25 protein-coding genes and 1 pseudogene are annotated in these 26,574 nt (G+C 60.6%); 16 read left to right on the forward strand and 10 right to left on the reverse strand.

The genetic code is table 11. From position 1 onward, the window contains the following. Positions 1-8: 8 nt before the first annotated feature. On the reverse strand, positions 9-752 hold the full coding sequence (locus tag QX048_RS08950) for an SDR family NAD(P)-dependent oxidoreductase (protein WP_316169286.1): 744 nt from the start codon (positions 750-752) through the stop codon (positions 9-11). 240 nt (positions 753-992) lie between these two features. Here QX048_RS08950 and QX048_RS08955 point away from each other — a divergent pair, with 240 nt between their 5' ends. From QX048_RS08955 to QX048_RS09010, 11 genes and pseudogenes are all read left to right on the forward strand, one after another. Then, positions 993-1,730: an SDR family oxidoreductase gene (locus QX048_RS08955; protein ID WP_315714199.1), complete on the forward strand. Its 738-nt coding sequence runs from the start codon at positions 993-995 to the stop codon at positions 1,728-1,730. 12 nt (positions 1,731-1,742) lie between these two features. Continuing rightward, positions 1,743-2,924, forward strand: a complete 1,182-nt coding sequence (locus QX048_RS08960) for an acyl-CoA dehydrogenase family protein (protein ID WP_316169285.1) — start codon at positions 1,743-1,745, stop codon at positions 2,922-2,924. Positions 2,925-2,948: 24 nt separating this feature from the next. Continuing rightward, a complete protein-coding gene (locus QX048_RS08965) occupies positions 2,949-4,088 on the forward strand; it encodes an acyl-CoA dehydrogenase family protein (protein WP_316169284.1) in 1,140 nt (379 codons plus the stop codon). A 14-nt stretch (positions 4,089-4,102) separates the two neighbouring features. Continuing rightward, entirely contained in the window at positions 4,103-5,287 is a 1,185-nt protein-coding gene (locus QX048_RS08970; RefSeq protein ID WP_316169283.1) for an acetyl-CoA C-acyltransferase, read from the forward strand. Positions 5,288-5,306: 19 nt separating this feature from the next. After that, positions 5,307-6,311, forward strand: a complete 1,005-nt coding sequence (locus tag QX048_RS08975; protein WP_315827681.1) for a nitronate monooxygenase family protein — start codon at positions 5,307-5,309, stop codon at positions 6,309-6,311. A gap of 65 nt (positions 6,312-6,376) precedes the next feature. Beyond that, positions 6,377-7,207 (forward strand): enoyl-CoA hydratase-related protein, encoded by an 831-nt coding sequence (locus QX048_RS08980; protein ID WP_315827682.1) that lies wholly within the window; start codon positions 6,377-6,379, stop codon positions 7,205-7,207. After that, the gene (locus tag QX048_RS08985) at positions 7,204-7,914 is read left to right on the forward strand and encodes an SDR family NAD(P)-dependent oxidoreductase (RefSeq protein ID WP_315827683.1); all 711 of its coding nucleotides are present in this window, start codon (positions 7,204-7,206) and stop codon (positions 7,912-7,914) included. The genes QX048_RS08980 and QX048_RS08985 overlap by 4 nt, the downstream gene beginning before the upstream one ends. A 106-nt stretch (positions 7,915-8,020) precedes the next feature. After that, a pseudogene (locus tag QX048_RS35235) lies at positions 8,021-8,528 on the forward strand (fumarylacetoacetate hydrolase family protein); the annotation flags it as partial. 99 nt (positions 8,529-8,627) lie between these two features. Continuing rightward, a complete protein-coding gene (locus QX048_RS09000; protein ID WP_315714207.1) occupies positions 8,628-9,425 on the forward strand; it encodes an enoyl-CoA hydratase/isomerase family protein in 798 nt (265 codons plus the stop codon). Position 9,426: 1 nt separating this feature from the next. After that, on the forward strand, positions 9,427-10,692 hold the full coding sequence (locus QX048_RS09005; protein ID WP_315750119.1) for a CoA transferase: 1,266 nt from the start codon (positions 9,427-9,429) through the stop codon (positions 10,690-10,692). A gap of 110 nt (positions 10,693-10,802) precedes the next feature. Then, positions 10,803-11,351 (forward strand): helix-turn-helix domain-containing protein, encoded by a 549-nt coding sequence (locus tag QX048_RS09010; RefSeq protein ID WP_315768661.1) that lies wholly within the window; start codon positions 10,803-10,805, stop codon positions 11,349-11,351. 81 nt (positions 11,352-11,432) lie between these two features. On the opposite strand, the gene fabF is transcribed toward QX048_RS09010, so the two are convergent. From fabF to QX048_RS09030, 4 genes are read right to left on the reverse strand one after another with little or no spacing between them, the layout of a single operon-like run. Beyond that, positions 11,433-12,695 (reverse strand): beta-ketoacyl-ACP synthase II, encoded by a 1,263-nt coding sequence (fabF, locus tag QX048_RS09015; protein ID WP_316172578.1) that lies wholly within the window; start codon positions 12,693-12,695, stop codon positions 11,433-11,435. A 13-nt stretch (positions 12,696-12,708) separates the two neighbouring features. Next, positions 12,709-13,563 carry a xanthine dehydrogenase family protein subunit M gene (locus QX048_RS09020; RefSeq protein ID WP_315827687.1) on the reverse strand — a complete coding sequence of 285 codons (855 nt, stop codon included), beginning with the start codon at positions 13,561-13,563 and terminating at the stop codon, positions 12,709-12,711. Next, on the reverse strand, positions 13,560-15,932 hold the full coding sequence (locus QX048_RS09025) for a xanthine dehydrogenase family protein molybdopterin-binding subunit (RefSeq protein WP_315827688.1): 2,373 nt from the start codon (positions 15,930-15,932) through the stop codon (positions 13,560-13,562). Before QX048_RS09025 ends, QX048_RS09020 begins: the two co-directional genes overlap by 4 nt. Continuing rightward, positions 15,929-16,420 carry a (2Fe-2S)-binding protein gene (locus QX048_RS09030; RefSeq protein ID WP_315714213.1) on the reverse strand — a complete coding sequence of 164 codons (492 nt, stop codon included), beginning with the start codon at positions 16,418-16,420 and terminating at the stop codon, positions 15,929-15,931. The genes QX048_RS09025 and QX048_RS09030 overlap by 4 nt, the downstream gene beginning before the upstream one ends. Before the next feature lie 161 nt (positions 16,421-16,581). On the opposite strand from QX048_RS09030, the gene QX048_RS09035 reads away from it, so the two are divergent. After that, positions 16,582-17,076, forward strand: a complete 495-nt coding sequence (locus tag QX048_RS09035) for a helix-turn-helix domain-containing protein (protein WP_315714214.1) — start codon at positions 16,582-16,584, stop codon at positions 17,074-17,076. Positions 17,077-17,179: 103 nt separating this feature from the next. Here the strand turns inward: QX048_RS09035 and QX048_RS09040 are convergent, their stop codons facing one another. Continuing rightward, positions 17,180-18,376 carry an acetyl-CoA C-acyltransferase gene (locus QX048_RS09040; protein ID WP_315827689.1) on the reverse strand — a complete coding sequence of 399 codons (1,197 nt, stop codon included), beginning with the start codon at positions 18,374-18,376 and terminating at the stop codon, positions 17,180-17,182. Between the two features lie 219 nt (positions 18,377-18,595). On the opposite strand from QX048_RS09040, the gene QX048_RS09045 reads away from it, so the two are divergent. Further along, positions 18,596-19,255, forward strand: a complete 660-nt coding sequence (locus QX048_RS09045; RefSeq protein ID WP_315827690.1) for a TetR/AcrR family transcriptional regulator — start codon at positions 18,596-18,598, stop codon at positions 19,253-19,255. A gap of 9 nt (positions 19,256-19,264) precedes the next feature. Here the strand turns inward: QX048_RS09045 and QX048_RS09050 are convergent, their stop codons facing one another. Together QX048_RS09050 and QX048_RS09055 are read right to left on the reverse strand one after the other, a co-directional pair. Further along, complete coding sequence (locus tag QX048_RS09050) at positions 19,265-20,359, reverse strand: alkene reductase (RefSeq protein WP_316159484.1); 1,095 nt, start codon at positions 20,357-20,359, stop codon at positions 19,265-19,267. Positions 20,360-20,472: 113 nt separating this feature from the next. Further along, positions 20,473-21,258 (reverse strand): oxidoreductase, encoded by a 786-nt coding sequence (locus QX048_RS09055; protein WP_315827692.1) that lies wholly within the window; start codon positions 21,256-21,258, stop codon positions 20,473-20,475. A gap of 117 nt (positions 21,259-21,375) precedes the next feature. Between QX048_RS09055 and QX048_RS09060 the strand changes: the two genes are divergently transcribed. Beyond that, the gene (locus QX048_RS09060) at positions 21,376-21,966 is read left to right on the forward strand and encodes a TetR/AcrR family transcriptional regulator (RefSeq protein WP_315714219.1); all 591 of its coding nucleotides are present in this window, start codon (positions 21,376-21,378) and stop codon (positions 21,964-21,966) included. A gap of 66 nt (positions 21,967-22,032) precedes the next feature. Continuing rightward, complete coding sequence (locus tag QX048_RS09065) at positions 22,033-23,067, forward strand: NAD(P)H-binding protein (RefSeq protein WP_315827693.1); 1,035 nt, start codon at positions 22,033-22,035, stop codon at positions 23,065-23,067. Positions 23,068-23,104: 37 nt separating this feature from the next. Here QX048_RS09065 and QX048_RS09070 read toward each other — a convergent pair whose 3' ends face one another. Then, positions 23,105-24,430: a 4Fe-4S binding protein gene (locus QX048_RS09070; protein WP_316191991.1), complete on the reverse strand. Its 1,326-nt coding sequence runs from the start codon at positions 24,428-24,430 to the stop codon at positions 23,105-23,107. A gap of 230 nt (positions 24,431-24,660) precedes the next feature. Continuing rightward, positions 24,661-24,987 (reverse strand): Grx4 family monothiol glutaredoxin, encoded by a 327-nt coding sequence (gene grxD / locus QX048_RS09075; RefSeq protein ID WP_316191990.1) that lies wholly within the window; start codon positions 24,985-24,987, stop codon positions 24,661-24,663. A 497-nt stretch (positions 24,988-25,484) separates the two neighbouring features. On the opposite strand from grxD, the gene QX048_RS09080 reads away from it, so the two are divergent. Beyond that, on the forward strand, positions 25,485-26,507 hold the full coding sequence (locus QX048_RS09080) for an SDR family NAD(P)-dependent oxidoreductase (RefSeq protein WP_316191989.1): 1,023 nt from the start codon (positions 25,485-25,487) through the stop codon (positions 26,505-26,507). Positions 26,508-26,574 lie beyond the last annotated feature (67 nt).

Genomic DNA, 26,574 nt, shown 5'->3' on the forward strand with positions numbered 1-26,574 from the left:
TGTCCATCTCACCAATTCTCCGCGGAAGGACGGAGGTCGAGTTCATGGGTCCAGCCATCTCGGGTCTGCTCGTGCGCGAACCAATAGGCTTCCGCGATCGATGATGTTTTCGTCAGGCTGTCCGGTGGAATCTCGCTCGCCTCCATGCCTTTAGCCGCCTTCATGCGGGCATGGATCGCCGGGCTGTCGACGCCGGCATCGATAATGAGGTGCACCACGTGGATATTTTTTGGGCCCAATTCCCGGGCCATTGACTGCGCGACAGCGCGTAGACCGAATTTCGCGCTGGCGAAGGCCGCATAGCCCGCTCCGCCGCGGAGGCTGGCGGTCGCGCCGGTGAACAGGATGCTGCCCCGACCGCGCGATACCATGTAGCGTGCGGCCTCGCGGCCGACCAGAAATCCGGCGTAACAGGCGAGTTCCCACGCTTTAGAGAACAGCTTCTCGGTTGTCTCCAGTAAAGGCTTGTTGACGTTCGATCCGGCGTTGAAAAGGCAGACCTCGATTGGCCCGATCTCCTTCTCGATGCGCGCGAATATTTCCTGAACCCCGGATTCCTGGCGAGCATCGACACTAAAGGCGTGAATCCTGTGACCCGCCGCTCTCAGCTCCGCCACGAGGGCCTGCGATTTTGCTGCCTCTCGCCTGCAGATACAAACGGTATATCCGCCCTTCGCAAAGCGGCGGGCGACGGCCGCCCCGATCGCGTCGCCAGCGCCGACAAGTATCGCCACTCCGCGGGCTCTCGCCATCTCAATTCCTCCCCATAAGTTCGTATTTGAAACTGTGTAAATAGACTGTGTCGACGATGCTGTAAACGGCGTCTGCGAGTGACAGAACCAGTTTCGATGCACAGGCCAGATAAATCAATCTGAAAATGTCGATTGACTAGTTCTAAAAAAGAACGTTCAATCGTCGTTAGATGCGGTGACTGAGCGGGCTGCCGGCGCTAAGCCAAAGACGCCAGATCTAGCCTGATCGGAGGAAGAGCCATGCAAAAGCGGAGCGCGACCGTCGCTGTGATCGGCGCCGGTGACTATATCGGTGCTGAGATCGCGAAGAAATTTGCTTCGGAAGGCTTCACGGTCTTCGCCGGTCGCCGCAACGGCGACAAGCTGGAGCCTTTGGTCAAGGAAATCGAGAAGGCAGGGGGCGAGATTCATGCGCGTTCGCTCGACGCGCGCAAGGAAGATGAGATCGTTTCATTCCTCGGCGATGCCGACAAGCACGCTCCGCTCGAGGTCTGCATCTTCAACATCGGCGCCAATGTCAATTTTCCCATTCTCGACACCACTGAACGGGTGTTCCGCAAAGTTTGGGAAATGGCGTGCTATTCCGGCTTTCTCGCGGGGCGCGAAGCCGCGCGGCTGATGCTGCCCCGCGGCAAGGGCAACATCTTCTTCACAGGCGCGACCGCCAGTCTCCGCGGCGGAACGGGCTATGCGGCGTTCGCCAGCGCAAAGTTTGGCCTTCGCGCGGTTGCGCAGGCGATCGCGCGCGAATTGGGCCCCAAGAACATCCACGTCGCGCACCTCGTCATCGATTCCGGCGTCGATACCGAATGGGTTCGCCAGAGACGGATCGAGGCGCTTGGGCCGAATGCACTGGACAATCCCGACCTGCTGATGCCCCCAGCCTCCGTCGCAGAATCGTATTGGCAGCTCTATCAACAGCCCCGCAGCGCGTGGACGTTCGAGATGGAAATTCGACCGTTCGGCGAAAAGTGGTAACGAGGCCTTTCGATGGAGCTTAAGCTTTCGAAAGAGGATGCTGCTTTCCGCGATGAAGTGCGTGCATTCATCGTGGAGCACTATCCGCAGGAAATGCGGGTGCCGAACCCGGAGACCGACCTGACCAAGGAGCAGACGCTCCTTTGGCATCGCATCCTCTACAAGAAGGGCTGGATCGCGCCGCTGTGGCCGAAGGAATATGGTGGGCCCGGCTGGTCGATCACGCAGCGCTTCATCTTCGAGCAGGAAACCAGCCGAGCCGGGACGCTGCCGCCTTTGGCATTCAGCGTCACCATGGTCGGGCCGGTCATCTACACTTTCGGTAGCAAGGCGCAGAAGGAGAAATTCCTGCCGCGCATTCTCTCCGGCGAGGACTGGTGGTGTCAGGGCTATTCGGAGCCCGGCTCAGGATCGGACCTTGCGTCGGTCAGAACCAAGGCCGTACGTGATGGCGACCATTACGTCGTCAACGGCCACAAGACCTGGACGACGCTGGCGCAGCACGCCGACTGGATCTTTTGCCTGGTGCGGACCGACCCGGCGGCCAAACCGCAGGCCGGCATATCCTTTCTCCTGATCGATATGAAATCGCCCGGCGTGACCGTGCGCCCGATCATCACCATCGACGGCAGCCACGAGGTCAATGACGTCTTCCTGGAAAATGTCCGCGTTCCGATCGAAAACCTGATCGGTGAGGAGAATAAGGGCTGGACCTACGCAAAATTCCTGCTCGGAAACGAGCGCACCAGTATGGCTGGCATCGGCCGTTCGACGCGCTACCTGGATCGGCTGAAGCAAATCGTGAAGGCCGAGATTCCCGAAGAAGATCCGACGTATCTCGAATTCGTGCGGGATATCGCACGGATCGAGCTGGACGTGTTGGCCTTGGAAGCAACCGAGCTTCGCGTGGTGGCACAAATGGCCCGCGGGATCGATCCAGGCGCCGCCGCGTCGTTGTTCAAGATTCGGGGTACGGAGATCTTCCAGAACATCACCGAGCTGGCGCACCGGGCAATCGGTAATTACGGTCTGGCGATCCGGGAGCATCCCGTCAGTGCCAACCACTTCATGCCGGGCCCGGCCTACGGTCACACTGCGTCCGAGAAGTACCTGAATTCACGCAAGCTCTCGATCTACGGCGGATCGAACGAGATCCAGCGCAACATCATCGCCAAGGCCGTGCTCGGACTTTAGGCCGAGCGGAGTACGGGGGATCGGATGGATATTCAGTTCACGGAAGAGCAGGAACTATTGCGGTCCAGCGTGCAGCGGCTTCTGCGGGATCGATACGACTTTGAAGCGCGTCGCAAGATCGTAGCCAGCGAAGAAGGCTTCAGTCGCAAGCACTGGGCCTCGTTCGCCGAACTCGGCCTGCTTGCCGCACCTTTTTCGGAGGATGCGGGCGGCCTCGGCGGTGGTCCCCTGGCGACCATGATCGTGATGAGGGAATTCGGCCGTCACCTCGTGGTCGAGCCATTTTTGGAGACGGTCGTTCTGGCCGGCGGCCTGATCGAGAGTGAAGCCTCGCCTGCACAGAGGGATCAGTTCATTCCCAACATCATCTCCGGGAAATCAATCTGGGCGCTGGCCTGGGCAGAAAAGGGCTCGCGCTACGATTTCGCTGACGTCACAACAACGGCGCGCCGCGAAGGTAGTGACTATGTCCTGAACGGCGAAAAGGCGGTCGCGATCGCGGCCCCCTGGGCGGATTACCTGATCGTCTCAGCACGCACCTCGGGCCACCGTCTCGACTCGGAAGGCGTCAGTCTGTTCATCGTTGATCGTCGCGCCGCCAATCTTCACCTGCAAGGCTTCAAGACGATCGACGGCCGCCGAGCGGCCGAGGTCAGCCTCAAGGACGTGCGCGTCGGCAACGATAGCTTGCTAGGCGAAGAAGGAGGGGGCGCCGCCGCGCTAGAAGCGATTTCCGAACGCGTCATTGGCGCGCTGTGTGCCGAGGCCGTCGGCGCGATGGCCGAATTGAACTCGGCGACGCTGGAATACACCAAGACGCGAAAGCAGTTCGGCGTGGCGCTCGGCACCTTCCAGGTTTTGCAGCATCGGATGGTAGACATGTTCATCGCGCATCAGGAAGCGGTGTCCCTGATGCAGCATCTCAACTTAGGTCTGGCGGCGAACGAATCGGGCCTATCGAGACTGGCGTCGGGAGCCAAGGCAAAGGTCGGCTACGCCGCTAGATTCGTGGCCGATCAGGCCGTGCAACTGCATGGCGGCATGGGCATGAGCGACGAGCTCAATGTCGGCCACTACTTCAAGCGGATTTCTTCCATCAACATCCAGTACGGCGATCCCGCATTCCATGTTCTGCGCTATGCGCAGACCGATGCGGCCGCATAAAACAGAGGCAAAATATGACAGAAGCAGTCATCGTATCGACCGCGCGCACCGGGGTCGGGAAGGCCTATCGCGGGGCGCTGAACAACACCGACGGACCGACCATGGCGGGCCATGTGATCGCGGAAGCCGTCAGGCGCGCCAAGATCGAGCCCGGCGAAGTCGAGGACATCGTGATGGGTTGCGCGATGCAGCAGGGCACCATGGTTATGAACGTCGCCCGCAAAGGCGCGATCCGTGCCGGATTGCCGGTGACGGTTGCCGGCACGACCATTGATCGGCAATGCGCATCCGGCTTGCAGGCCATCGCGGTCGCCGCGCGCTCGATCATGCTTGACGGCGTCGATGTCGCCATCGGAGGCGGCATCGAATCCATCAGCCTCGTCCAGAACGAGTATATGAACAAGTTTCACGCTGTCGACGCCGATTTGATGGCGATGAAGCCGGAAATGTACATGTCGATGCTGGAGACCGCCGAAGTGGTCGCCGAGCGCTACAAGATCGGGCGCGACCGCCAGGATGAATATTCGCTCGACTGCCAGCGTCGCGTCGGAGCCGCGCTGCAGGGTGGGCGCTTCAGTGACGAGATCGTTCCGATCACGACGAAAATGGCTGTCGTCGACAAGGACACCAAGGAGATCTCCTACCAGGAGGTTACCCTGGCAAAAGACGAAGGTCCGCGCCCGGAGACCACGGCCGAGGGCTTGGCCAAAATCAAGCCGGTGTTCGAAGGCAAGACCATCAGCGCCGGCAATGCCAGCCAGCTCTCCGATGGCGCGTCGGCTTGCGTAATCATGAGCGACAAGATTGCTGCAAAGAAGGGAATCCAACCGCTTGGCATTTTCCGCGGCTTCGTCGCCGCGGGTGTCGAGCCCGACGAGATGGGGGTCGGGCCGGTGGCCGCGATCCCTCGCTTGCTGAAACGGCACGGCTTGCGAATCGACGATATCGATCTGTGGGAGCTGAACGAGGCCTATGCGGTTCAGGTGATCTACTGCCGCGACAAGCTGGGCATTGATCCGGACAAATTGAACGTCAATGGTGGGGCGATCGCCATCGGCCACCCCTATGGCATGACGGGCTCGCGACTGGCCGGCCATATCCTGATCGAGGGCCGGCGCCGCAAAGCGAAATTCGGCGTGGTGACGATGTGCATCGGCGGCGGCATGGGCGCGGCCGGGCTTTTCGAGATCGTGCACTGATCGGAAACTGGAGGCTTACGTGAAGACAGCTATCACTGAACTATTTGGCATCCAGCATCCGATTATTCAGGGCGGCATGCATTATGTCGGCTTTGCCGAACTGGCTGCAGCGGTGTCCAACGCCGGCGGCCTTGGCATCATCACCGGCTTGACGCAGAAGACGCCGGAGCTGTTGGCCAAGGAGATCGCGCGCTGCCGCGATATGACGGACAAGCCGTTCGGCGTAAACCTCACCTTCCTGCCGACCTTTTCGGCGCCACCCTATCCCGAATACATTCAAGCCATCGCCGAAGGCGGCGTCAGGGCCGTCGAGACCGCGGGCCGCAGTCCCGAGCAATACATGCCAGCGCTCAAGGCGGCCGGCATCAAGGTGATCCACAAGTGCACGTCCGTCCGGCATTCGCTCAAAGCCCAGGAAATCGGGTGCGACGCCGTCAGCGTCGACGGTTTCGAATGCGGCGGTCATCCCGGCGAAGACGACATGCCCAACATGATCCTGTTGCCGCGCGCCGCCGATGAGCTGTCGATCCCATTCGTGGCGTCGGGCGGCATGGCGGATGCCCGCAGCCTAGTCGCGGCGCTGGCGATGGGCGCGGCAGGCATCAATATGGGCACGCGTTTCATCGCTACCAAGGAAGCGCCGGTGCACGACAACGTCAAGAACGCGCTGTTGGAAGCTACCGAACTCGACACCCGCCTTGTAATGCGCAACTTGCGCAACACCGAGCGTGTGTTGAAGAACAAGGGCGTCGATCGCCTGCTAGAGATCGAGCGTGAAAAGGGCAAGAGCCTGAAGATCGACGACATCCTCGACCAGGTCGCGGGCGTCTACCCCAGGGTCATGATCGATGGCGACATGGATGCCGGGGCCTGGAGCTGCGGCATGGTCGTCGGCCTCATCCATGACATTCCAACGGTGAAGGAACTGATCGATCGCATCATGACCGATGCGGATGCGATCATCCGTCAGCGACTAACCGGCTTCCTCGACGCCGACGAAAATTCCGTCCGAAAGGGGGCTTGAGGCGACAGACGTCCGCTAACGAGGTGGCGGATTGCTGATGGTCCTGGGCCGGGAGGCTGCGTATCATGACCGATGGATCAATTTCGATCGACACTGGAACGAACGAACTACTCTGTTCGGTCCGAGATCGCGTTGCCATTATCACGCTGAACCGGCCCGAAGCGCGGAATTCACTATCGGACCACTTGACGCCGGCGCTGCGCCGGATGATCAGGCAAACTGGCAGCGATCCTGATGTCGGCGCTCTGCTGATCACCGGCGCCGGCACCGCGTTTTGCTCCGGCGGTGATGTCAAGGGTATGGGCACAAAGTCGTCCACGAGGCCCATGGCCTATGGAGACAAGGTCGTACGCCTGCTGGAAGGGCAGCGGACGCTGACCGGGGCGCTTGTTTCTGTCCGCAAGCCAACGATCGCGGCGCTTCCGGGGCCGGCCGCCGGCGCCGGCCTTGCCATCGCGCTTGCTTGCGATATCCGGATTGCCTCCGAATCTGCCTTAATGACTACTGGTTATGCCAAGATTGCATTGACCGGAGACTACGGAATTTCCTGGCTGCTGACCCGGTTGGCCGGAACGGCGCGCGCGCGAGAGCTGATGTATTTGTCAGAACGGATCGATGCCCGCCGCTGCGAGGCGTTGGGCCTTGTCAACCGCGTAGTACCCGATGCAGATCTGCTAAGCGAAGCGTTTGTCATCGCAAGAACACTCGCGAATGGTCCGGCCCATGCGTATGCAGCGATCAAAGACAATCTCGATCTGGCGCTGTCGACAGATTTTGTGACATCGCTGGACCATGAAGCCAAAAACATGGTCATGGCGGCGGAGACTGCACAGCATGCTGAAGCCGTAAAGGCGTTCATCGAGAAGCGCGCGCCTGATTTTCGAGGCATTCCATGAAGACAGCAATTGTCATCGGAGTGGGCCCAGAGCGGGGACTGGGGGCCCAGTTGTGCAAGAGATTCGCCGCTGAAGGTTTGAGGGTGATAGTCGCCGGCCGTACGAAACTCGCGCTCGAGACGATCGCAAATGACATTACCTCATCGGGCGGACAGGCTCTCCCGATAGTGGCGGATGCGACGAACGAAGCCGATGTAGTAGCAATGTTCGACAGAGCCGGCGATGAACTCGATCTGGCGATCTATAATGCGGGCAACAACACACCCGGACGTATTCTGGAGATGGAAGCGGGGTACTTCGAGCAAAGCTGGCGTGTCGTCTGCTTCGGTGGGTTCCTGTTTGGCCGCGAGGCCGTTCGCCGCATGCTGCCGAACAAGGCCGGCACGCTTTTGTTTACCGGCGCCAGTGCTTCGCTGCGCGGAAAAGCGGGGTATGGCGCGTTCAATTCGGCGAAAGCTGGCCTGCGGATTCTCGCGCAGGCCATGGCAAAGGAATATGCCAGCGAAGGGATCCATGTAGGGCACGTCGTTGTCGACGGAGCCATCGCCGGTGACAAGATCTTCAAGCGCATACCCGACGCAGCCCAGCGGGAGAACAGCCTGGTCAGTATCGAGGGCATAGTCGACGCATTTGCGTTCCTCTACCGGAAATCACCGCGAGCATGGTCATTTGAAGTTGATGTCCGTACCTCCCAGGAAAGGTGGTGATCGCCGTCAGGCCGGTGCGTCATTCATGGGAGGCGGGCCCGTGGCCACCTGAAATTTCTCAGCGTCATGACGTGCAATTGCAAGCCGTGGCCTATGCTCCGCCTCCCGGTGCAGGAAGGTGATGGACTACGGGCTGGCGTTCGGATTCGTCACTAAGCGTAAAGGCGCGAACATGGCTGCGAAGGCGCGCGATCACATATTTGGCTACACGATTTTCAATGATTTTTCCGCGAGAGATGCCCAGCTCATAGAGATGGCAGGCCGGCTCGGGCCGGCCAAGGGTAAAAGCGTTGTTGGGGGCAATGTGTTGGGGACCCTGGATCGTCACGCCTGACGAAATTGACGACTCCTACAAACTCAGGATGGAAGCTCGCGTGAACTGAGAACTTAGTTCTCAAGGTACCAGCGAAGGCGTGCTTTTCTCGTTCGAGGAAATCATTGCACACGTCACCCTGGATGAGACGTTGATGCCCGGCGAGTTCATCGAGTCCGACACGGTTGGCAATGGCTGCGGCCTCGAACTCGGCTGGTACCTCGAGCATGGAGAGAGCATTGAGCTCGAAGTCGAGAAGATCGGCATCCTGAAGAACCGCGTGGAACGCCGGACTGGTTGATATCGATGACGACTTGCAAAACGCAAGTCATCATGTATTGTGCCTGCAAGGGCCGGAGTGTGCATCTGCAGGTGCGGGGTCGGAAAACAGGAGGCAACTTTGTCCGAGGAAGCGATGGTTGCGCGCGAGGAGCGTGGCAATATCTCCGTTTTGACGATGGTTTACCGGCCGTACAATCTGCTCGGCCCGAAGCTCATCAACGCTATCGTGGAGCAGGTGGAAGCATCGCGAAAGGCGGGTAGCCGTGCCATCGTGATCCGGAGCGGATTGCGCCACTTTTCTGCCGGCGCCGACCTGGACATCTTTGACAAGCGCGTAGCGGAGGGCACATCTGATCAGAGCGGTGAAAATCGGCTGCTGAGCGGGGTCGAGTTCCTCCGCTTCATGGAATTATTGCCGATTCCGTTGATCGCCAGCGTTCATGGCGTTTGCCTCGGCGGCGGGCTCGAGCTCGCGCTGTCATGCGACTATGTCATCGCAGCTTCGTCAGCAAAGATCGGCTCGGTCGAGGCGACGCTTGGGTTGCATCCGCTACTTGGCGGAATCCAGCGGCAAGTTCAGCGGATCGGGGCACAGCGAGCCAAAGAGATGTCGATGTTGGCACGGCGCTACGATGCGCCGACATTGGAGAAGTGGGGCCTGATTAATCTTACCGTGCCCGAGGAATCCTTGGAAAAGGCGACGATGTCTATCGCGGAGGAGTTCGCGCAGGGGCCGACGGTAGCGCACGCGGCGACCAAGGAGCTAGTGCATATTGCGGTCAACGACGGTGTGGTGGCGGCAGACGAGGCGATGGCAAGAGTGCAGGCGCCGATCTGGGCATCGGAAGATCTGAAAACCGGTCTTGCGTCATTCCGCAAGAACGGCCCGGGTCTCGCCAAGTTCGCGGGGCGCTGACATGGGCGGTCCTCTCAACGGAATCCGTGTCGTCGACTTCTCCCGTGTGTTGGCAGGCCCCTTATGCGCGCGAACCTTGCAGGATCTCGGTGCCGAGGTCATCAAGGTGGAGCCGCCAAGCCCGGACGTCTCACGCTTCGCCTTTCCCTCAACCGACGGGATGTCGGGCTATTACGCGCAGCAGAACGCCGGTAAACGCAACGTCAGCATCAATCTCAATGTTCCCGGTGCTTATGAACTCGCACTGAAGCTCTGCGATACCGCCGATGTCGTCGTGGAAAACTTCCGCGCGGGCACGCTTGGTTTCTTCGGCCTTGATTATGAAACCCTGTCCAAGCGTAATCCGCGATTGGTATATGCCTCGATCACTGGCTATGGCCAGGGCGGACCCTGGCGCAGCCGGATGGCCTATGCGCCGACCGTGCAGGCCGAGGCCGGCTTCACCGAAAACAGCATTCGTCACTATGGAGAGGCGTTGACTGAACCGCGCACGGACAGCCTCTCGCACGCGGACGTCTACGCCGGCCTGCAGGCCACCATCGCGATTCTTGGCGCGCTGAATAGCCGCCAAAGGACAGGTCAGGGCCAATATATCGATGTCGCGATGGCTGCGACACTGCTCGCGGTCAACGAACGTGCACATGTCGATCTTTCCGACGATGATATTGGAGCCGAGCCCGCCGTGCTCGGCGCGACGGACTGCTCATTCTTTACCGGACCTAATGGAGAGCATTTCACGGTTGCGACGAGCATTATCGGCAGCCGGACCTTCCCATCCTGGCTGCGCGCGATGCGTCGCGTGGATTTGATGGACGACCCGCGCTTTGCGAGCGCGGCCGCGCGTCGCTTGAATTTCGGTGTGCTGCACCAGATCATCCAGTCGTGGATCTTGACCTTCCCCGACATGGCGACGCTCGATGCCCAATTCGACGAAGCCAAGATCGCGATGGGCGAGATCCGCTCGATCAAGGAACTAAGCGCGTCGGAATGGAGCGATTATTGGGGCGCAGTGCAGCACGTGCCGGACCGCAGCGGCGGCGAATATCGACTGCCAGGTCGGCCGTGGCGGTTCTCGGCGGAGGAGTTGAAGCCGATCGGAGCACCTGCGTTCCAGGGAGAGCACAATTTCGAGGTGTTCAGCGAACTGGGCGTGAGCCAGGAGGAACTGAGACGCTTGAGCGAAGCGGGTGTGCTGGTCACGCATCCCCGCGCTCTGGAGCCCGAGATTGGCGTCAAGCCGCCGGCCGAGTCGGGCCGTGCGGCCTGAGATACGAGAGAACCATTCGGCTGCGAAGGTTTGCAACCCCCTAGCTGGCACTGGACATACTGGGATTCGGCTCAATATGGTATGAGCGGAATTCGAAGCTTAGGAAAACGATGTCCGGTGCGAAGCAGAGCCGTCTTGCCAATAAGGAATGCTCCATGGCCCGCGCCATGGAGGTGGTCGGCGACCGCTGGTCCATCCTGATTCTCCGTGAAGCCTATTATGGCGTGAAGCGGTTCGATGAGTTCGAACACTACATTGGCATTGCTCCCAATATCTTGAGCAATCGCTTGAAGAAGTTCGTCGATGCTGGTGTGATGACGCGCGTGCCGCTGCCCGAACATTCCGGACGATACGAGTACGTGCTGACCGAGAAGGGGCGCGCTTTCTTTCCGGCCTACCTGGCTCTCAAGAAGTGGGGCGATGATTGGCTCGCAGAGCCTGAGGGACCGCAGGTCGTCTTCCGCGATCGTGTCGCTGGGCGCCCGATTGAATTTCCCGTACTGCGGACGTCCAGCGGCAAGCCTCTGCGGCTCGAGGACGTCGAAGTGGTGCCGGGCTCGGGCGCCGTTCCCTTCAATCGCAAGCGATTTGGTGGCACGGCTTCTGCGGAAGCCTCGGCTGGTGTGAGGGCAAGCGCCCAAAGACGAAAGCGGAAGTAGCGGCTTGCCAAGATGTGGCTAAGGCGGCCGGGAGAACGCAGCAGCCGTGGCCCGCTCCGCTTTTACCGGAGCTGAACCCCGCTACTGCCAGCGCCGAAAGATGATGCTCGCGTTGACGCCTCCAAAGCCGAAACCGTTGGAGATCGCATGCTCCATCGTCATGGGCCGGGCCTGACCGGCGACAAGGTCGACACCTGCCGCGGCGGCATCGCAAGTTTCGAGATTGAGAGTAGGTGGCGCGACCTGATCGCGCAGTGCCAGAATCGTGAAGATTGCTTCCGCTCCGCCGGCCGCTCCGAGCAGATGGCCAGTTGCGGATTTGGTGGCACTCACGGCAATCTGCCCCTCGCGGCCGAAGACCGCCTTGATCGCCTCCAGTTCGGATACATCGCCAACTGGCGTTGACGTGGAATGCGCGTTGAGGTGCTGGACGTCACCGGGTTTGAGGCCGGCCTGCCGCAATGCGCCTTCCATGGCGCGGCGCGCACCGTCGCCGTCCTCGGGCCCTGACGTGATGTGGTACGCATCTGCCGTCGTTCCGTAGCCGACGATTTCCGCAATCGGCTTTGCGCCGCGGCGGATCGCATGCTCCAGATCTTCTATGACCAGGACGCCCGCGCCTTCGCCCATGACAAAGCCGTCGCGATCACGGTCGAAGGGACGGGAAGCGCGGGCGGGCGTTTCATTGAAGCCGGTCGAAAGCGCACGCGCAGCGGCGAACCCGCCCAGGCTCACGAGATCGATGCAGGCTTCCGAACCGCCGCAAACCGCGGCGTCGGCTTCTCCAGATCGGATCAGGCGTGCGGCATCGCCGATTGCCTGCACGCTCGCGGCGCAGGCGGTGACCGGCGCGCCGATGGGACCCTTGAAGCCGTAGCGGATCGAGATGTGGCCAGCCGCGAGATTTGCGAGAAAGGACGGCACGGTGAAAGGCGAGAGACGCCGGACCCCGCGCTGGTCTGTGGTGCGGACCGCTTCCACGATCGCCGGAAAGCCTCCGATGCCGGAAGCGATCACTGTTGCCGTGCGCTCGAGCGAATGCGCATCGGACGGAGTCCATTCCGCCTGGGCAATGGCCTCGGCCGCGGCGGCAAGCGCGAACAGGATGAAGCGATCCATCCTTCGCTGATCCTTAGGCGCGACGGTCAGATCCGGATCGAATCCGCCCTCTTGATCTTTGGCCCTTGTCGGCACCATTCCTGCGACCCGCGCCGGCAGGGCCGCCGCCCACTCGGGAAGGGCGGCAAGCCCCGAACGGGCCGCGAGCAGCCGTGACCACGCCAGCTCGCTGCCGCAACCCACCGGCGATACCAATCCCAATCCCGTAACGACGACTCGGCGCATCACGGATTCCGTCTCACGAGGAAAGCGCAAGTAGCGCGCGTCTGGTCTCGGTCCGGATCAGATTCGCCCGATACTCCGCCGAAGCGTAGCGATCCGAGAGGCATTCGGTGGTCTCGCTCAGCAATGTGGCCGCCTGGTCGATATTCTCCCGCGACAACGTCTTTCCGGTCAGGAAATCGGCAGCGGCCTGGCCGGCGAAAGCGTGGTTCGCCGCGCCTGTCACGCCGAGGGAGACCTCGGCCACCACGCCGTCTCGCATGCGCACGCCGACCGCAATGCCCACGACAGCAAAGCCGCTCGCGGGATGCCGGATCTTTCGGTATATGAAGCGCATGCCGGTTGTCGGCCGCGGGATATGAATGCTGGTGAGAACCTCGTCCGGTTCCAGCACGGTAGAAAAGATATCGACAAAGAAATCCTGCGCCGCGACCCGTCTGTGGCCGTTCGCGCCGGCGATCTCGATCTCTGCCTTCAGCGCGACGACGACCGCCGGCCAGTCAGCCGCCGGATCGGCATTCGCAAGCGAGCCGCCGATCGTGCCACGGTTGCGCACCTGGGGATCGGCTATCAGACTCGCCGCCTGGCGAAAGATGGGCAATTCCTCGAACAGCGTCTCTGATGCAAGCAGGTCGGCGTGCCGCGTCAGCGCGCCGATCCTGACTCCGGCTTTGCCGATCTCGATGCCCTTGAGCTCGGTGATGCCTCCGATATCGATCAGAAGTTCGGGCGACGCCAGCCGCAGCTTCAGGGCCGGAAGCAAGGTATGGCCACCGGCCAGGAGCTTCGTTCCGTCGGGATCTTCCCGCAGCAGATCGATGGCCTGGGCGAGCGAAGCCGCGCGGACATAGTTGAAGGCTGCCGGGATCATTGGAGTTCTCCCGAGCGCGCCTCTTGTACCGCCTTCCAGATTCGCGGCGGCGTCAGCGGCATATCGAGATGTTTGATACCGAACGGTGACAACGCATCGAGTACGGCGTGGACCATGCAGGGGGGCGCCGCGATCGAGCCACTCTCGCCGATGCCCTTGACGCCAATCGGATTGGTCGGCGAGGGCGTCTCCTGGAACTGCGAGCGGATGTTCGGCACGTGCTCGGCGCGCGGAACGGCATAGTCGAGCAGTGAGCCGGTCAGGAGTTGTCCACTGTCTGGATCGTAGCTGACCTCTTCATAGAGCGCCTGCGCGATGCCCTGCACGACGCCACCATGAATCTGGCCCGCCGCGAGACGTGGATTGATCAGGGTGCCGACGTCGTCAACCGCGACATAGTCGAGAATGTCGACGATGCCAGTCTCAGGATCGACCTCGACGTAGGTGAGGTGGACGCCTGACGGCGAGCCCATACCGGTTGGGTCGTAAAACTCCGTTTCGTCCAGGCCCGGTGTAACGCCATCCGGCAGCTTGTGGCCGACATAAGCCATGCGGGCCACCTTCGAGAACGTTAACGGCGCGATATCCGTGCCAGGCACGCTGAACGCACCGGCGGAATAGGAAACGTCCTTCTCATCCACTTCCAGCATGCTCGCCGCGATCTTCTTTGCTTTGGCCACGACGCGCTGCGAGCACACATGCACACTGGATCCGCCGACCGCCATCGAGCGGGAATTGAACGTGCCGTGGCCGGCCTGCACTTGCCGCGTGTCCCCCTGCACGATGTCGATGTCCTCAACGGGAATCTGCAGCACGTCCGCGGCAATCTGCGACAGCGACGTGATATGGCCCTGACCCTGGCTCATCGAGCCTGAATAGATCGTAGCCCGGCCGCTGGAATCGATGCTGACCCGCGCACTTTCCCAGCCGCCGCGATCAAATCCGCTGAGCGCCAGCCGCCGCGACGGCGCCATGCCACACATATGCGTATAGGCGGCGATGCCGACGCCGCGATAGACACCGCTGGCACGCAAGGCATCACATTCCTTTCGGCGCCCTTCGTAGTCGAAGGCGGCAAGCGCCTTGTCGAGCAGTCCCTGATAATTGCCGCTGTCGTACATCACGCCCGTGCTGCCATACGGTCGATACGGAAATTCCGCTGCTTGAACGAAATTCCTCCGCCGCACCTCGACCTGGTCGAGATGAAGGTGGCGCGCGACCGCATCGATCGCCCGCTCGGCGATATAGGCGCCCTCTGGTCGTCCATAGCCGCGATAGGCATCCACCGGCACCGTATTGGTGACAACGACTCGGGATATCGCCTCGTAGTTATCGATCTTATAGGTTCCGGTACCGAAGTTGACGGTGTTCACGGTGGGACCGCCGCTCGCCATGTTCGATAGATAGGCGCCGACATTACCAAGGGTCTCGACTTTCAAGCCTAGGATCTTGCCGTCGTTTTTGAACGCGATCTCGATATTTTCCGTGTGCGCGCGACCGTGGCTGGTCGATTGATGGCTTTCGGAGCGGCTTTCCCACCATTTGACTGGCACGCCGAGCTCGCGTGCGAGATAGGGGCAGAGCAAGTCTTCGGGGTAGAGGTGCATTTTGGCGCCAAACCCACCTCCGATATCAGGCGCGATCACCCGCAACTGATGCTCGGGAATACGAACCGTCTCGGCGATCCAGCGCCGGTGCATGTGCGGAACTTGGCTGCCAATATAGACCGTCAGCGTCCCGTCTGGCTCCGGCGTGGCAACGATCGCGCGCGTTTCCATGCAGGTCGGGATCAGGCGGTTGTTGACGACGCGCAGTCCGATGACCTGATCGGCCTCGTGGGCGGCCTTCTGGTAGTCGCCGCCACGCACCTCGTAGATCGTAGTGACGTTGCCGGGAACGTTGTCATGAAGTTGCGGCACGTCCTGCCGGATTGCGGTCTCTTCGTCGATCACGGCAGGCAGCACTTCGTAACCGACGTCGATCAGCCCGACGGCGTCGTAGGCTTCGGCCAACGTTTCCGCCACTACCAGCGCGACGCATTCGCCGACAAAGCGGACGCGGTCGGTCGCGACTACAGGGCGGAACGGCACCTTGCTGCCCGGAAGAACCCAGTTCGGAACAATCGGGCCAATCTTGCCGGCGAGCGCCATCCCGGAAAGGACCAAGCGAACCCCTGGTGCGGCTTTTGCTGCAGAGAGATCGACGCTTCTAATCTCGGCGTGGGCGTGCGGCGATCGCAGTACCGCCATGTGCAGCATGCCCGGCAGCCTGACGTCATCGACGTAGCGGCCCTTGCCAGCGAGCAGCTTGAAATCTTCGCGCCGCTTTAAGGGCCGACCGATATGGCGGATCGCAGGCGTGTCGTTCAAGGCTGCTGCTCCTTCGCTGCGAGGCTTTCAACGGCGCGGACAATGTTGTGATAGCCGGTGCAGCGGCAGATATTGCCGGCAAGTCCATGGCGGATGTCGTGCTCGCCGGGATTGGGATGATCCCTCAGGAGCTGCCGTACGCTCATCACCATGCCCGGCGTACAGAAGCCGCATTGCAGCGCGTGATGTTCGTGAAAGGCGGCCTGAACAGCGCTGAGTTCGCCACCGGGATCGGTCAATCCCTCGACCGTGGTGATCGACGCGCCGTCCGCCGTCACGGCCAGTACCGTGCAGGATTTGACCGCCAGTCCATCGATTTCGACGGTGCAGGCACCGCATTGGGAGGTGTCGCAGCCGACATGGGTGCCGGTGAGGCCAAGATCCTCCCGGATCAGATGGACCAGCAACTTTCGCGCTTCAACGAAAACCGTCTTGCGCGATCCGTTTATCTCGAATGTCACCAAGTGCCGGCTGTGAGGGTCGGGCATTTATCCTCCTGGGATCGGCGCGCGGTTTTTGTTATCCAATAGTCACTCTAATAATAAGAGTGACAAAAATGCAAGACATTTCTTGTCGATGTTCGCGGCTTGGCGCTTGGATGGCGTCCCGAGCATGATTATTCTGCTGAGAAGTGTTGTTAGGAGGGATGATGCGCTCGAAGGGCTTTGAAGGAATGGCGTGCTCGATCGCCGGCGTATTGAACGCTGTCGGTGACCGCTGGGCCATGCTCATCCTGCGCGATCTGTCACTGGGATTGAGCAGATATGACGAGTTGAGGAAGTCGACCGGCGTCACACATGCCACCCTGTCCGATCGGCTCAAGCATCTCGAAGAAAATGAACTGCTCGAGCGGCGTCGGTATCAGACCGGCCCTGAACGCTACGAATACCTTCTGACCCGAAAGGGCAGGGACATTATCCTGGTGATCCAGGCGCTTGCCCAGGTCGGGGACAAGTGGGCGATTACGGGGGATGCGGGTCCGCCGCTCAAATTCATCAACAAGAACAGCGGACGTCCGGTTAAGCTCGCTCTTGTCGATGACAAGTCGGGAGAATTGGTGCGCATGAGGGATGTCCGGCCGTTGGCCGGACCAGGAGCTGACGACCTTGTTCGGTGGCGGCTCGCCAAGTTCGACCAGCGATGATTGGGATTGCAGAAGGTGGACCGGGGGCGAACTTCCCGATAGAAAATCGGCAAGCGACACCATGTGGGCCGCTTGCCAAGTGCTTTTTGCGAGCTGGCCTCGACTAGCGAACGATGCGCTGGACGGCGATTGCAGTGGCTTCACCGCCGCCGATGCAGAGTGCGGCGACGCCGCGTTTGAGGTTCTGCGCTTCCAGCGCATGCAGCAGCGTCACGATCAATCGCGCGCCGGTCGCGCCGATCGGGTGGCCGAGCGCGCAGGCGCCACCATGGACGTTGAGCTTTTCGCGGGGAATGCCGAGGTCCTTCTGCGCGGCCATCGCCACCACCGCAAAGGCTTCGTTGATTTCAAACAGGTCGACGTCGCCGACGCTCCAGCCGACCTTGTCCAGGAGCTTGCGGATCGCCGGGATCGGCGCGGTGGTGAACCATTGCGGTTCTTGGCTATGGGTGGCATGGCCCCTGATTTCCGCCAGTGCCGGCAGTCCCTCGCGATCGACGAGCGAGCGCTTCGCCAGGATCAGGGCGGCGGCTCCGTCTGCGTTCGCCGAGGAGGCGGCAGGCGTGATGGTGCCGTTGGCGCGGAACGCCGCCTTCAAGCCTGGGATCTTGGCAGGGTCGACCTTCAGCGGATGTTCGTCATTGGCGATGACGCGCGGCCCTGCTTTTTCGGTCAGCGTGATCGGTGCGATCTCGGCCTTGAACGCGCCGCTTTCCACGGCCTCGCGTGCTCGGATCAGCGTCTCCATCGCATAGGCGTCTTGGTCCTTGCGGGTGAACTGATAGGCTTCGGCGGTGGCCTCGCCGAAGTCCCCCATCGAACGGCCGGTCTCATAGGCATCTTCCAGGCCGTCCATCAACATGTGGTCGATGATCCGGTCGTGGCCGGCCCGATAGCCGGCGCGCGCCTTTGCCAGCAGATATGGCGCGTTGCTCATGCTCTCCATGCCACCGGACAGCACGATGGCGGCAGAGCCCGCATTGATGATGTCGTGGCCGAGCATGGTCGCCTTCATGCCGGAGCCGCAAACCTTGTTGATCGTGGTGGCCCCGGTCGCATCAGGCAGCCTGGCGCCGCGCGCAGCCTGGCGGGCCGGCGCCTGACCCTGGCCGGCCGGCAGCACGTTACCCATGAAGACCTCGTCGATCCGCTCCGGCGCGAGCTTGGCACGCTCCAGCGCTGCCGCGATCGCGTGAGAGCCGAGCTTATGTGCCGAGAGCGGCGACAACTCACCCATGAAACGTCCCAAAGGCGTGCGTACGGCCGAAAGAATGACAACGGGATCGGTGGCTGCGGACATGATGAAATCTCCCCGACAAGCGGTGTTGTTTGTATGACGATAATCATATAACTTGGCTCATCTTGCAATGAAATGTTGCGGGGAGAATGGCGCGAAATCCAGGACTGAAACGCCGGCGCCGATGCTTAGATGTCGGCTGGACTCGGAGCGGCTGGCCACGGGGGCGTTTGGTGCCTAATGAGCCGCACAACAGATCTTCTGCGAATCGGATGAAGCACGATGCGTTACGTGAAAGACCATAAGCGTCAGACCCGCAACCGGATCGTCGAGAATGCCTCCTACGGTCTGCGCAAGAAAGGTGCCGAAGCACTCAGCGTTGTCGATTTTATGCAGCTCGTTGGTCTGACACATGGCGGCTTCTATAACTATTTCGCGTCCCGTGCGGCTCTCGTTGCTGAAGCAACTGGCTTTGCAATGGATCAGACTATCGAGCGCTGGAAACGGCTGACGAATGGGAGCGCTGTCCCGACGTGCGTTGATGCGATCATTGCCGATTACCTCAGTCCTCGCCACCGTGACGATCCCACGCACGGTTGCGCGCTTCCGGCGCTCGCCGCCGACATCGGGCGATCAGAAGCGCGGGCACGCCGGAGCTTTGAGCGTAAGCTGGATCAAATGGTCGACGTCCTAGCTGAGCTAAATTCCGGCGGTTCTTCTCAAGAGGCACGCCAGATCGCCACAGGCATCATCTCGACCATGGTAGGTTCAATTCTGCTCGCCCGTGCTGTCAACAGCAAAGCAGCTTCTGACCATATTCTTGGGGCCGGTCGAGAGATCATTGGTGAACTTGGTGCTCGACGGTCCGACCGCGCGGCCAGGAGCTTAGTTCAAAAAAATGATCGTGATGGCGCCTCTGTTCCACACCGAGGTGCTCGGTGAGGCCCGCTCCTATGTTTTCGCCGGATCTTCGCGCCCCACGTTCTCCGGAGATTTCGGTAGTGTAGGATAGTCGGTATAACCGTGGGCATCCGGACCGTAGAAAGTTTCGGGGCGGGGCTGATTGAGCGGCGCGCCGAGCGCCAAGCGCTTAGGCAGATCCGGATTGGCAATGAATGCCTTTCCGAAGGCAACCGCATCGGCCCAACCCGCATCGAGAACCGCCTGGGCGGTTTCCGCAGTGAAACCTTCATTTGCAATATACTTTCCGCCGAAGGCGGCCTTGAGAGACGGTCCCAAGCTGTCGGGTCCCAAGCGCTCGCGAGCGCAGATGAAGGCGATGCCGCGCCGTCCGAGTTCAGCTGCCACGTATCCGAACGTCGAGGCACGGTCGGAGTCGCCCATGGAATGCACGTCAGCCCGAGGCGCAAGATGCATTCCCACCCGGTCGGGTCCCCATACCGACACTGCAGCATCTGTGGCCTCGAGCAAGAGCCTGGCGCGGCTTTCGATTGAGCCTCCGTACCGATCCGTCCTTTGGTTGGAGCTATCTTGGAGGAATTGGTCCAGCAAATACCCATTCGCGCCGTGGAGTTCCACGCCATCGAAGCCAGCTATCTGGGCAAACTTGGCAGCATTGCGAAATGCTTCGACAACCTCCAAGACTTCTTCTGTCGTAAGCGGGCGCGGCACGCTGAAAGCCCGTTCCGGACGGACAAGGCTGACGTTGCCTTTCGCGGCGATGGGGCTGGGGCCGACCGGCGCCTGACCATCCAGGAATATTGGATCGGAGATCCGGCCGACGTGCCAGATCTGCATGAAAATCCGCCCCCCACGTGCCTTCACCGCGCGTGTAACGGCTTTCCAGCCCTCGACGTGGTCTGCCGACCAAATGCCGGGAACGCCGGCATAGCCCACTGCCCGAGGCGAAACAGGAACACCTTCTGTGATGATCAGACCCGCCGAAGCCCTTTGCGCGTAATACTCCGCCATGATCGCATTGGGGATCCGGCTCTGGCCTGCGCGTAGCCTGGTCAACGGGGCCATGATGACCCGATTCGGCAGATGCAGATCGCCAATAGTTACGGGGTCAAACAGCGACGGCATTTAGCCTCCGGAATACGGTTGCAAGGCGTTCGCGCGAAGTTGTTGATCGGGAGGTTCAAACATCCTGTCGCGGCGATCGTGGAAATCGCTCGCGATCGACTGTTTCGACGGGATCACCCCGGCAGCCCCATCTGCTTGCGAAGGCTTTTGTCGAACATTCCTTCAGGCACAAAACGACGCAGGATGCTCACCTGGCGCGCAACCCTTCCGCAGGTGTATCGCCGACGAGGTGATGGCGTCGTCGCGGCCAAAATCACCTTCTCGGCAACAACCTCGGGACTCTCGGCTGTATTCATCACATCGCGTAGCAGCGCGCTGGCTCGGGTTCGCGCCGACACATATTCCTTCAGGTTCCGGTCCGGAAGCACCATGTTCTGCTCAAACGAGGTGCGGGTATAGGCCGGCTCAAGCAGGCAAACGCGAACGCCAAAGATCCGCACTTCGTGGTCGAGAGATTCGGAGTAACCCTCGATGGCATGCTTCGTAGAAGAATAGAGGGCGGAAAACGGCGCAGGTATCAATCCCAGGACAGAACTAATGTTGATGATCCGTCCGGCTTTTCGATCTCGCATGGTCGGGAGGACCGCATTTGTCATGCGCATCACTCCGAAGACGTTCACGTCGAACAAGGCCTTGGCCTGATCGGCCGAGGATTCTTCGGCCCCGCCCAGCAAGCCGAAGCCTGCGTTGTTCACCAGAACATCGATCCTGCCGGTCGCAGCCAGTACCTTGTCGACGGCCGCTTTCACCGAGGCGTCGTCCGTCACATCGCAGCTTAGCATCTCAGGATCGCTCGCGGCAGCTCGTCGGCTGGTCCCGAACACCCGGAATCCCGCCTCGCGCAATGCTCTTGCGGAGGACAGCCCGATTCCCGTCGAAGCCCCGGTCACGATCGCCACTTTTCCGTCCTGTCGCACAGAAGCTCTCCGTTGACGCAGTTGAACTCTAGGTTAGATTAAGATATACATATCACATGATTTACATCATACAATAGGCTGTTCGTTCGGAGGGCCTGCATGCGGTATGCCAAGGGGCACAAGGATAGTTCGCACGAACGGATACTGAAGGTCGCCGCAAGGAAATTCCGGCGCCAAGGCATTGCGGCGACTGGGATGACGGGAATTATGTCCGAGGCGGGCCTTACGAATGGCGGCTTCTATTCTCACTTCGGCTCGAAAAGCGATCTCGTTCGGGAAGGGCTTGAGCGGGCGCTGGACGAGCAGTTGCGGCGACTGAGTGAAGCCGACGTTGTCCCCGGGGAACTGAGCACGCTGATCCGGTCTTACCTGTCGGCGGAGCATCGCGATCGGCCGGACGTTGGATGCGCCTCGGCTGCACTGCTTCCAGAGATTGGTCGCCAACCTCGATCCGTCCGAAAGGCCTACACAGCTCGATTGCGCGAAATATTCGAGCAGCTAAAGAGGCGATTGCCGCGGAAAACGTCCAGCCGCGCCGCGCAAGAGGCCGCAATCGGAATTTTCGCTGTACTCGTCGGCTCTCTCCAGCTTGCTCGTGCCGCCGAAGACTCGTCGATGTCGGATGCGATACTTGCGGCCGGCATTCATGCAGCAAATGCGCTCGCGCTCGTACCTCAACAAGAACGCTGAGCTTGTTTCGTCCGGCTTTCAGATAATCAGACCAAGTAAACGATCGAGATCAGGGAGGATACGAGCATGAAGAGCAAGGCGCCAATTCTGGTGACGAGCGCCGGTGGACAAACCGGCTCGGTTGGCCGAACCATTGTTCGCGGCCTGCTGCAGCGCGGCCTTCCCGTCCGTGCGTTCGTGCGGAAAAATGACGAGCGGGCGCAGAGTTTGCGCGACATGGGAGCCGAGGTGTTCGTGGGCGATCTCCTAAATCCGCGTGACGTCACGCAGGCCGTCAAGGGTGTGCGGCGCATCTATTTCAGCATGAGCCTGAACCCGTCCTACGCCGATGCCACCATCTTAATGGCCGCGGCGACCAAGAAGGAAGGAGGCACCGAGATATTCGTCAACATGTCGGACTATGAGCAGTGTTACATGACGCTCGAGACCATGTCCGCTCCGGACGCGGAGCGTATCGCCGTGCTGGGCGTGGACGTCCATTGGTCGCCCCAGCAAAGGGCGCATTGGGCGGGCGAGCGAGCCCTCGACTGGTCAGGCTTGCCGATCGTCCATATCCAGGCGGCGATGTTCGTCGAGAACCCAATCACACTGTGGGTGCCGGCCATGACCATCAAGGAGGACGATACGATCCGTCTGCCATTCGGCCTGGGAAAGACCGCGCCGGTGGCAACGGCCGACGTCGCTGATGTCTGTATTGAGGTGTTAGCTGACCCAGCCGGCCACGCCGGGAAGTCCTACGAGTTGACGGGGCCGGAACGAAAGGACATGTACGGGTTTGCCGAGGATTACTCGGCGGCGCTCGGTCGAAAGATCGAATACCTGCCGACGACGATGGAAGAGTTTCGGCAACGTATGCGTAAGCTCATGCCTCATATCGCTGAGCATTCTGCGTTGCATCTGGAAAACCTGTGCATGCAAAATGGCGGTGATCGGTATATTGCCGAGGTAACGCAGGACGTCGAGAAGCTGCTCGGCCGGCCGGCCACCACATTCAGGAAGGTCATTGAAAAGGAGGCGTGGCGCTTCGAGAGGGGGGCGCCAAACCATCTGCAGCACCGCGAAGTGAAGGATCTGAATCCGACCCGTGTCTTGCAGGCGTAGCGGCTTTGCCTCGCTCAAAACTCCGGACCTGAAAGCCCTAGAATGGAAAGCAGCGCATATAGGCGGCGAACAGATCTGCATCGCTTGGAACGATGAGCCGCGACTCGATCGCCTCCGCAAGCTCGAGATCGCGGCTAAGCACTCGGAGCCATGCCTCGCTATCGGCCGTGATCGAAAGCCGGGCGTCGCCGGCATGGGTTCCGGGCGTTACATCCAGAATCTTGTCGTTGATGCGCACTGTCCCTTGGAACGGAGTTTTTCCCGTAAAGGTCCAATGAGTGACCAGATCGAGCTTCTTTGCCTTTCCACGATGGAAGCCGAGCCTCAGTGTAAAGAGGTACGCCTGAACGCTTCCGATCGGACGTCCTGCGCGCACATGCCGGATCGTCTTATTCGGGAACCGTCGTGGCGCACTCTCCTCGGCGTCCGATCCAGGAATCACGAACAGCGTCTCTTCTTTCTCGAGCAGAGGTTTGACCACATCATTCACATAAGACAGCCGGTCATCAAGATACGGCCCGATTACATCCTCACCAGCCGGGCAGACCGATATGCAATATGCAGCCTTGTATCCGGGCTTGAATGAGAGAGATTGCCAAATGCTCTGAGTCTCGGAAGGGCTCACGCGAGACCTGTAGTCTTTTGCGTCACGCGAGTCCGCAACCTCTTCGACCCATTTGGTAAAGTTTTCGAGAAAATCGTGGTAGTTGTGCGTGAAGCAGGTCTGAAAATCGAAGTACCCATCGTGCTTTATCGCGCCGACGGGGCAAGCTCCGACACATAGTCGGCATTCCAAGCAAGGATTATAGTCGATCGGCTGGTCATAGGCATCGATCTCGTCCGCCAGCAAGATCGTTCCAAGCAGGATGAAGCTGCCAAATTTCGGGTGGATGATGTTGCGATGAATCCCCATGCGACCCAGCCCGGCCTCGACGGCGACCGGCTTGTGCTGCACCATCATGATGCGTGCCTGGTCCATCTCCATGGGGAATGCGGCAACCGAGTTGCAGGCCGCGATGCCGTGCTCCGCCAGGGCACGGACAATTGCGCGCGAAGTCTCGTTCACATGGTCATAGGTTCCATGAAATTCCTCATTAGCCACCGAACGAGTGGGAGAGCGTACCGGCTCGCGATTCATATGACATGCGATCGCCATCAAGGACTTCGTGCGACCATAGACCTTTCGGATGTAGTCGACTTGGGGACTGATTGCCGGACGACCAATCTCGACCAGTCCGACATCGTCCGCTCCACAGCTTATCGCGATCCTCTTGACGAGCTCCGCCGACAGCGGCGCCGCGCCGGTCCGGGCTAGGCTGCGCGACCGAAAGGCCTTTACCGTAGGATGATCCTCAATGGTCAATTTTCGTCTCCTCGGATGCGTCGAGTTTCATTCCGACTGCGAAGCGACCGGCTATTGATGCAACGAAAGAGTGCTGAGACTGCCACCAGGCGCTGCCCCATCCTCGATAGCGCTTGGCCCTGCACATCACACTGCAAATGACCAAACATTGCGCGGACGCTCATGTGTTTTCGCGACATCGGCGCCCTCTGATGACGGGGGAGGCCATCGACAGAGAGCCCACCCGTGGTTCATGATCGCACCGCTTCCTGCGGCTCCGAGAGAATGGCTTGCAGCTCTCCAGACCGGAACATCTCCGTCACGATATCGCAGCCGCCCACGAATTCGCCCCGTACATACAGCTGTGGAATGGTCGGCCAGTCCGAGTAGTCCTTGACACCCTGCCGCAACTCCTCCGACTCGTAGATGTTGTGCGATTTGAACGAAACTCCCAGATGATCGAGGATGCGAACTACCTGCGCCGAGAACCCACAGGCCGGCGACGAGGGCGTACCTTTCATGAACAGGACGATCTCGTTGGACTCCACCTCACTGCGAATGAACTGCGCAACGCTCATGTTGGTCTCTCCATCTGTCCGTCTTATCAGTTCTAATTTAGAACTTAATGGTCGGACCAGAAAAGAGCGAAATCGCTTTGAAGCCTGCTTGGCCGGCCTCGCGCTAAGGCGCGGTGGCTATCATTTTCCGCGGCTTCCACGGAGGATGTCGGTCGATCGGACAGTCGACCATCGCTTGGAGGGATTAGAATGACCGGGCGCTCGATTGGATCGAATGTCAATTCGAAAAAGGAATTGACTAGCGTTTTGTGGCGGCTAAAGTCGGGTCAATCACAAGAAGGGACTGATGGCTGCCGTCTGCGCTGAAGCCGCTGTTTCAGGAGGGAAAATGGGCGCTCGACCCCAACTTTTGGAATTTGGAGGTTTTCCGCGCATCAGGGGTGGCAAGTTCAAGACGGCTGGGGCGGTCGAAGTCGGCAAGCCCAGACTCAAGGCGTCTTAACATTCCGTCTTGGCAGGCTCCGCTGCTTCTGCCGGGGAGTGGGATGACGAGCGCAATGACCAGCATCGACTTCTATTTCGACTTTCGCAGTCCTTATTCCTATCTCGCCAACGCTCAGCTCGGCACGCTGGATGCTGAGCTGAGCGACCACCCTGTAGATATCGTCGCAGTCATGAAGCAGGTCGGTAACAGGCCGACGACCTTGACCTGTCCGGTCAAAGGCAAATACGCCGGCGCAGATCTACAGCGACGGCCGCAGGCCGCTGCGCGCGGCGGAAGATTGCGGTCTCGCCAAGGAGGTCGTTGCGGCGATCTTTCCGGCGTTCTGGCGACATGGCTTCATTCGCGAAGCACTGAGGGCAGCATGAGCAAGATTGATGCGCAGCCGCTGGCAATTGTCACCGGGGTCGGACCTGGTACCGGCTCTGCTATCGTCAGGCGGTTCGCGGCCGGAGGGTATCGCGTCGCGATGCTCGCGCGCGACAAGGCGCGCCTGGACGCGCTATCGGCGGAGATTCCGTCGAGTATTCCGATGGCGTGTGACGTCTCGGACTCGGCAGCGCTCGCGCGGGTGCTCGACGAGATCGACCGGCGGTCCGGCCCGCCGAAGGTCGTTGTCCATAATGCGGTTGGCGGGGCGTTCGGAAAGTTTCAGGAGGTAGGTCCCGAGGTTCTCCGAGCCAATTTCGAGACAAACGTGATGGCACTGCTCCATCTTGCGCGGCACGTCGCGCCCCCAATGATAGCGGCTGGCGGCGGAGCGCTCCTCGTAACGGGCAACACGTCGGCTCTGCGAGGAAAGGCGAACTTCGCGGGTTTTGCGCCGACGAAGGCAGCCCAGCGTATCCTCGCCGAGTCGATCGCGCGCGACCTCGGCCCGCAAGGGATTCACGTGGCTTATCTGGTCATCGATGCGGTCATTGACGTGCCATGGCAGCGGGAGCGAATGAAGGACGCGCCCGACGAGTTCTTCATCAAACCCGCGGCGATCGCCGAGGAAATCTACCACATCGCGCATCAGGACCGCTCGGCGTGGTCTTTCCTCTCGGAAGTGCGACCGTACCGCGAACCCTGGTAGATCCGGGGCGAGCGGTCCGTCGTCGTTCGCGGTGTTGGCGCCGCGCTCCACATCTGAACGTCATCGG

Origin of the sequence: Bradyrhizobium sp. SZCCHNS30572 (assembly GCF_032484415.1) — a bacterium.
In the GTDB taxonomy this organism is placed as follows: Bacteria; Pseudomonadota; Alphaproteobacteria; order Rhizobiales; family Xanthobacteraceae; genus Bradyrhizobium.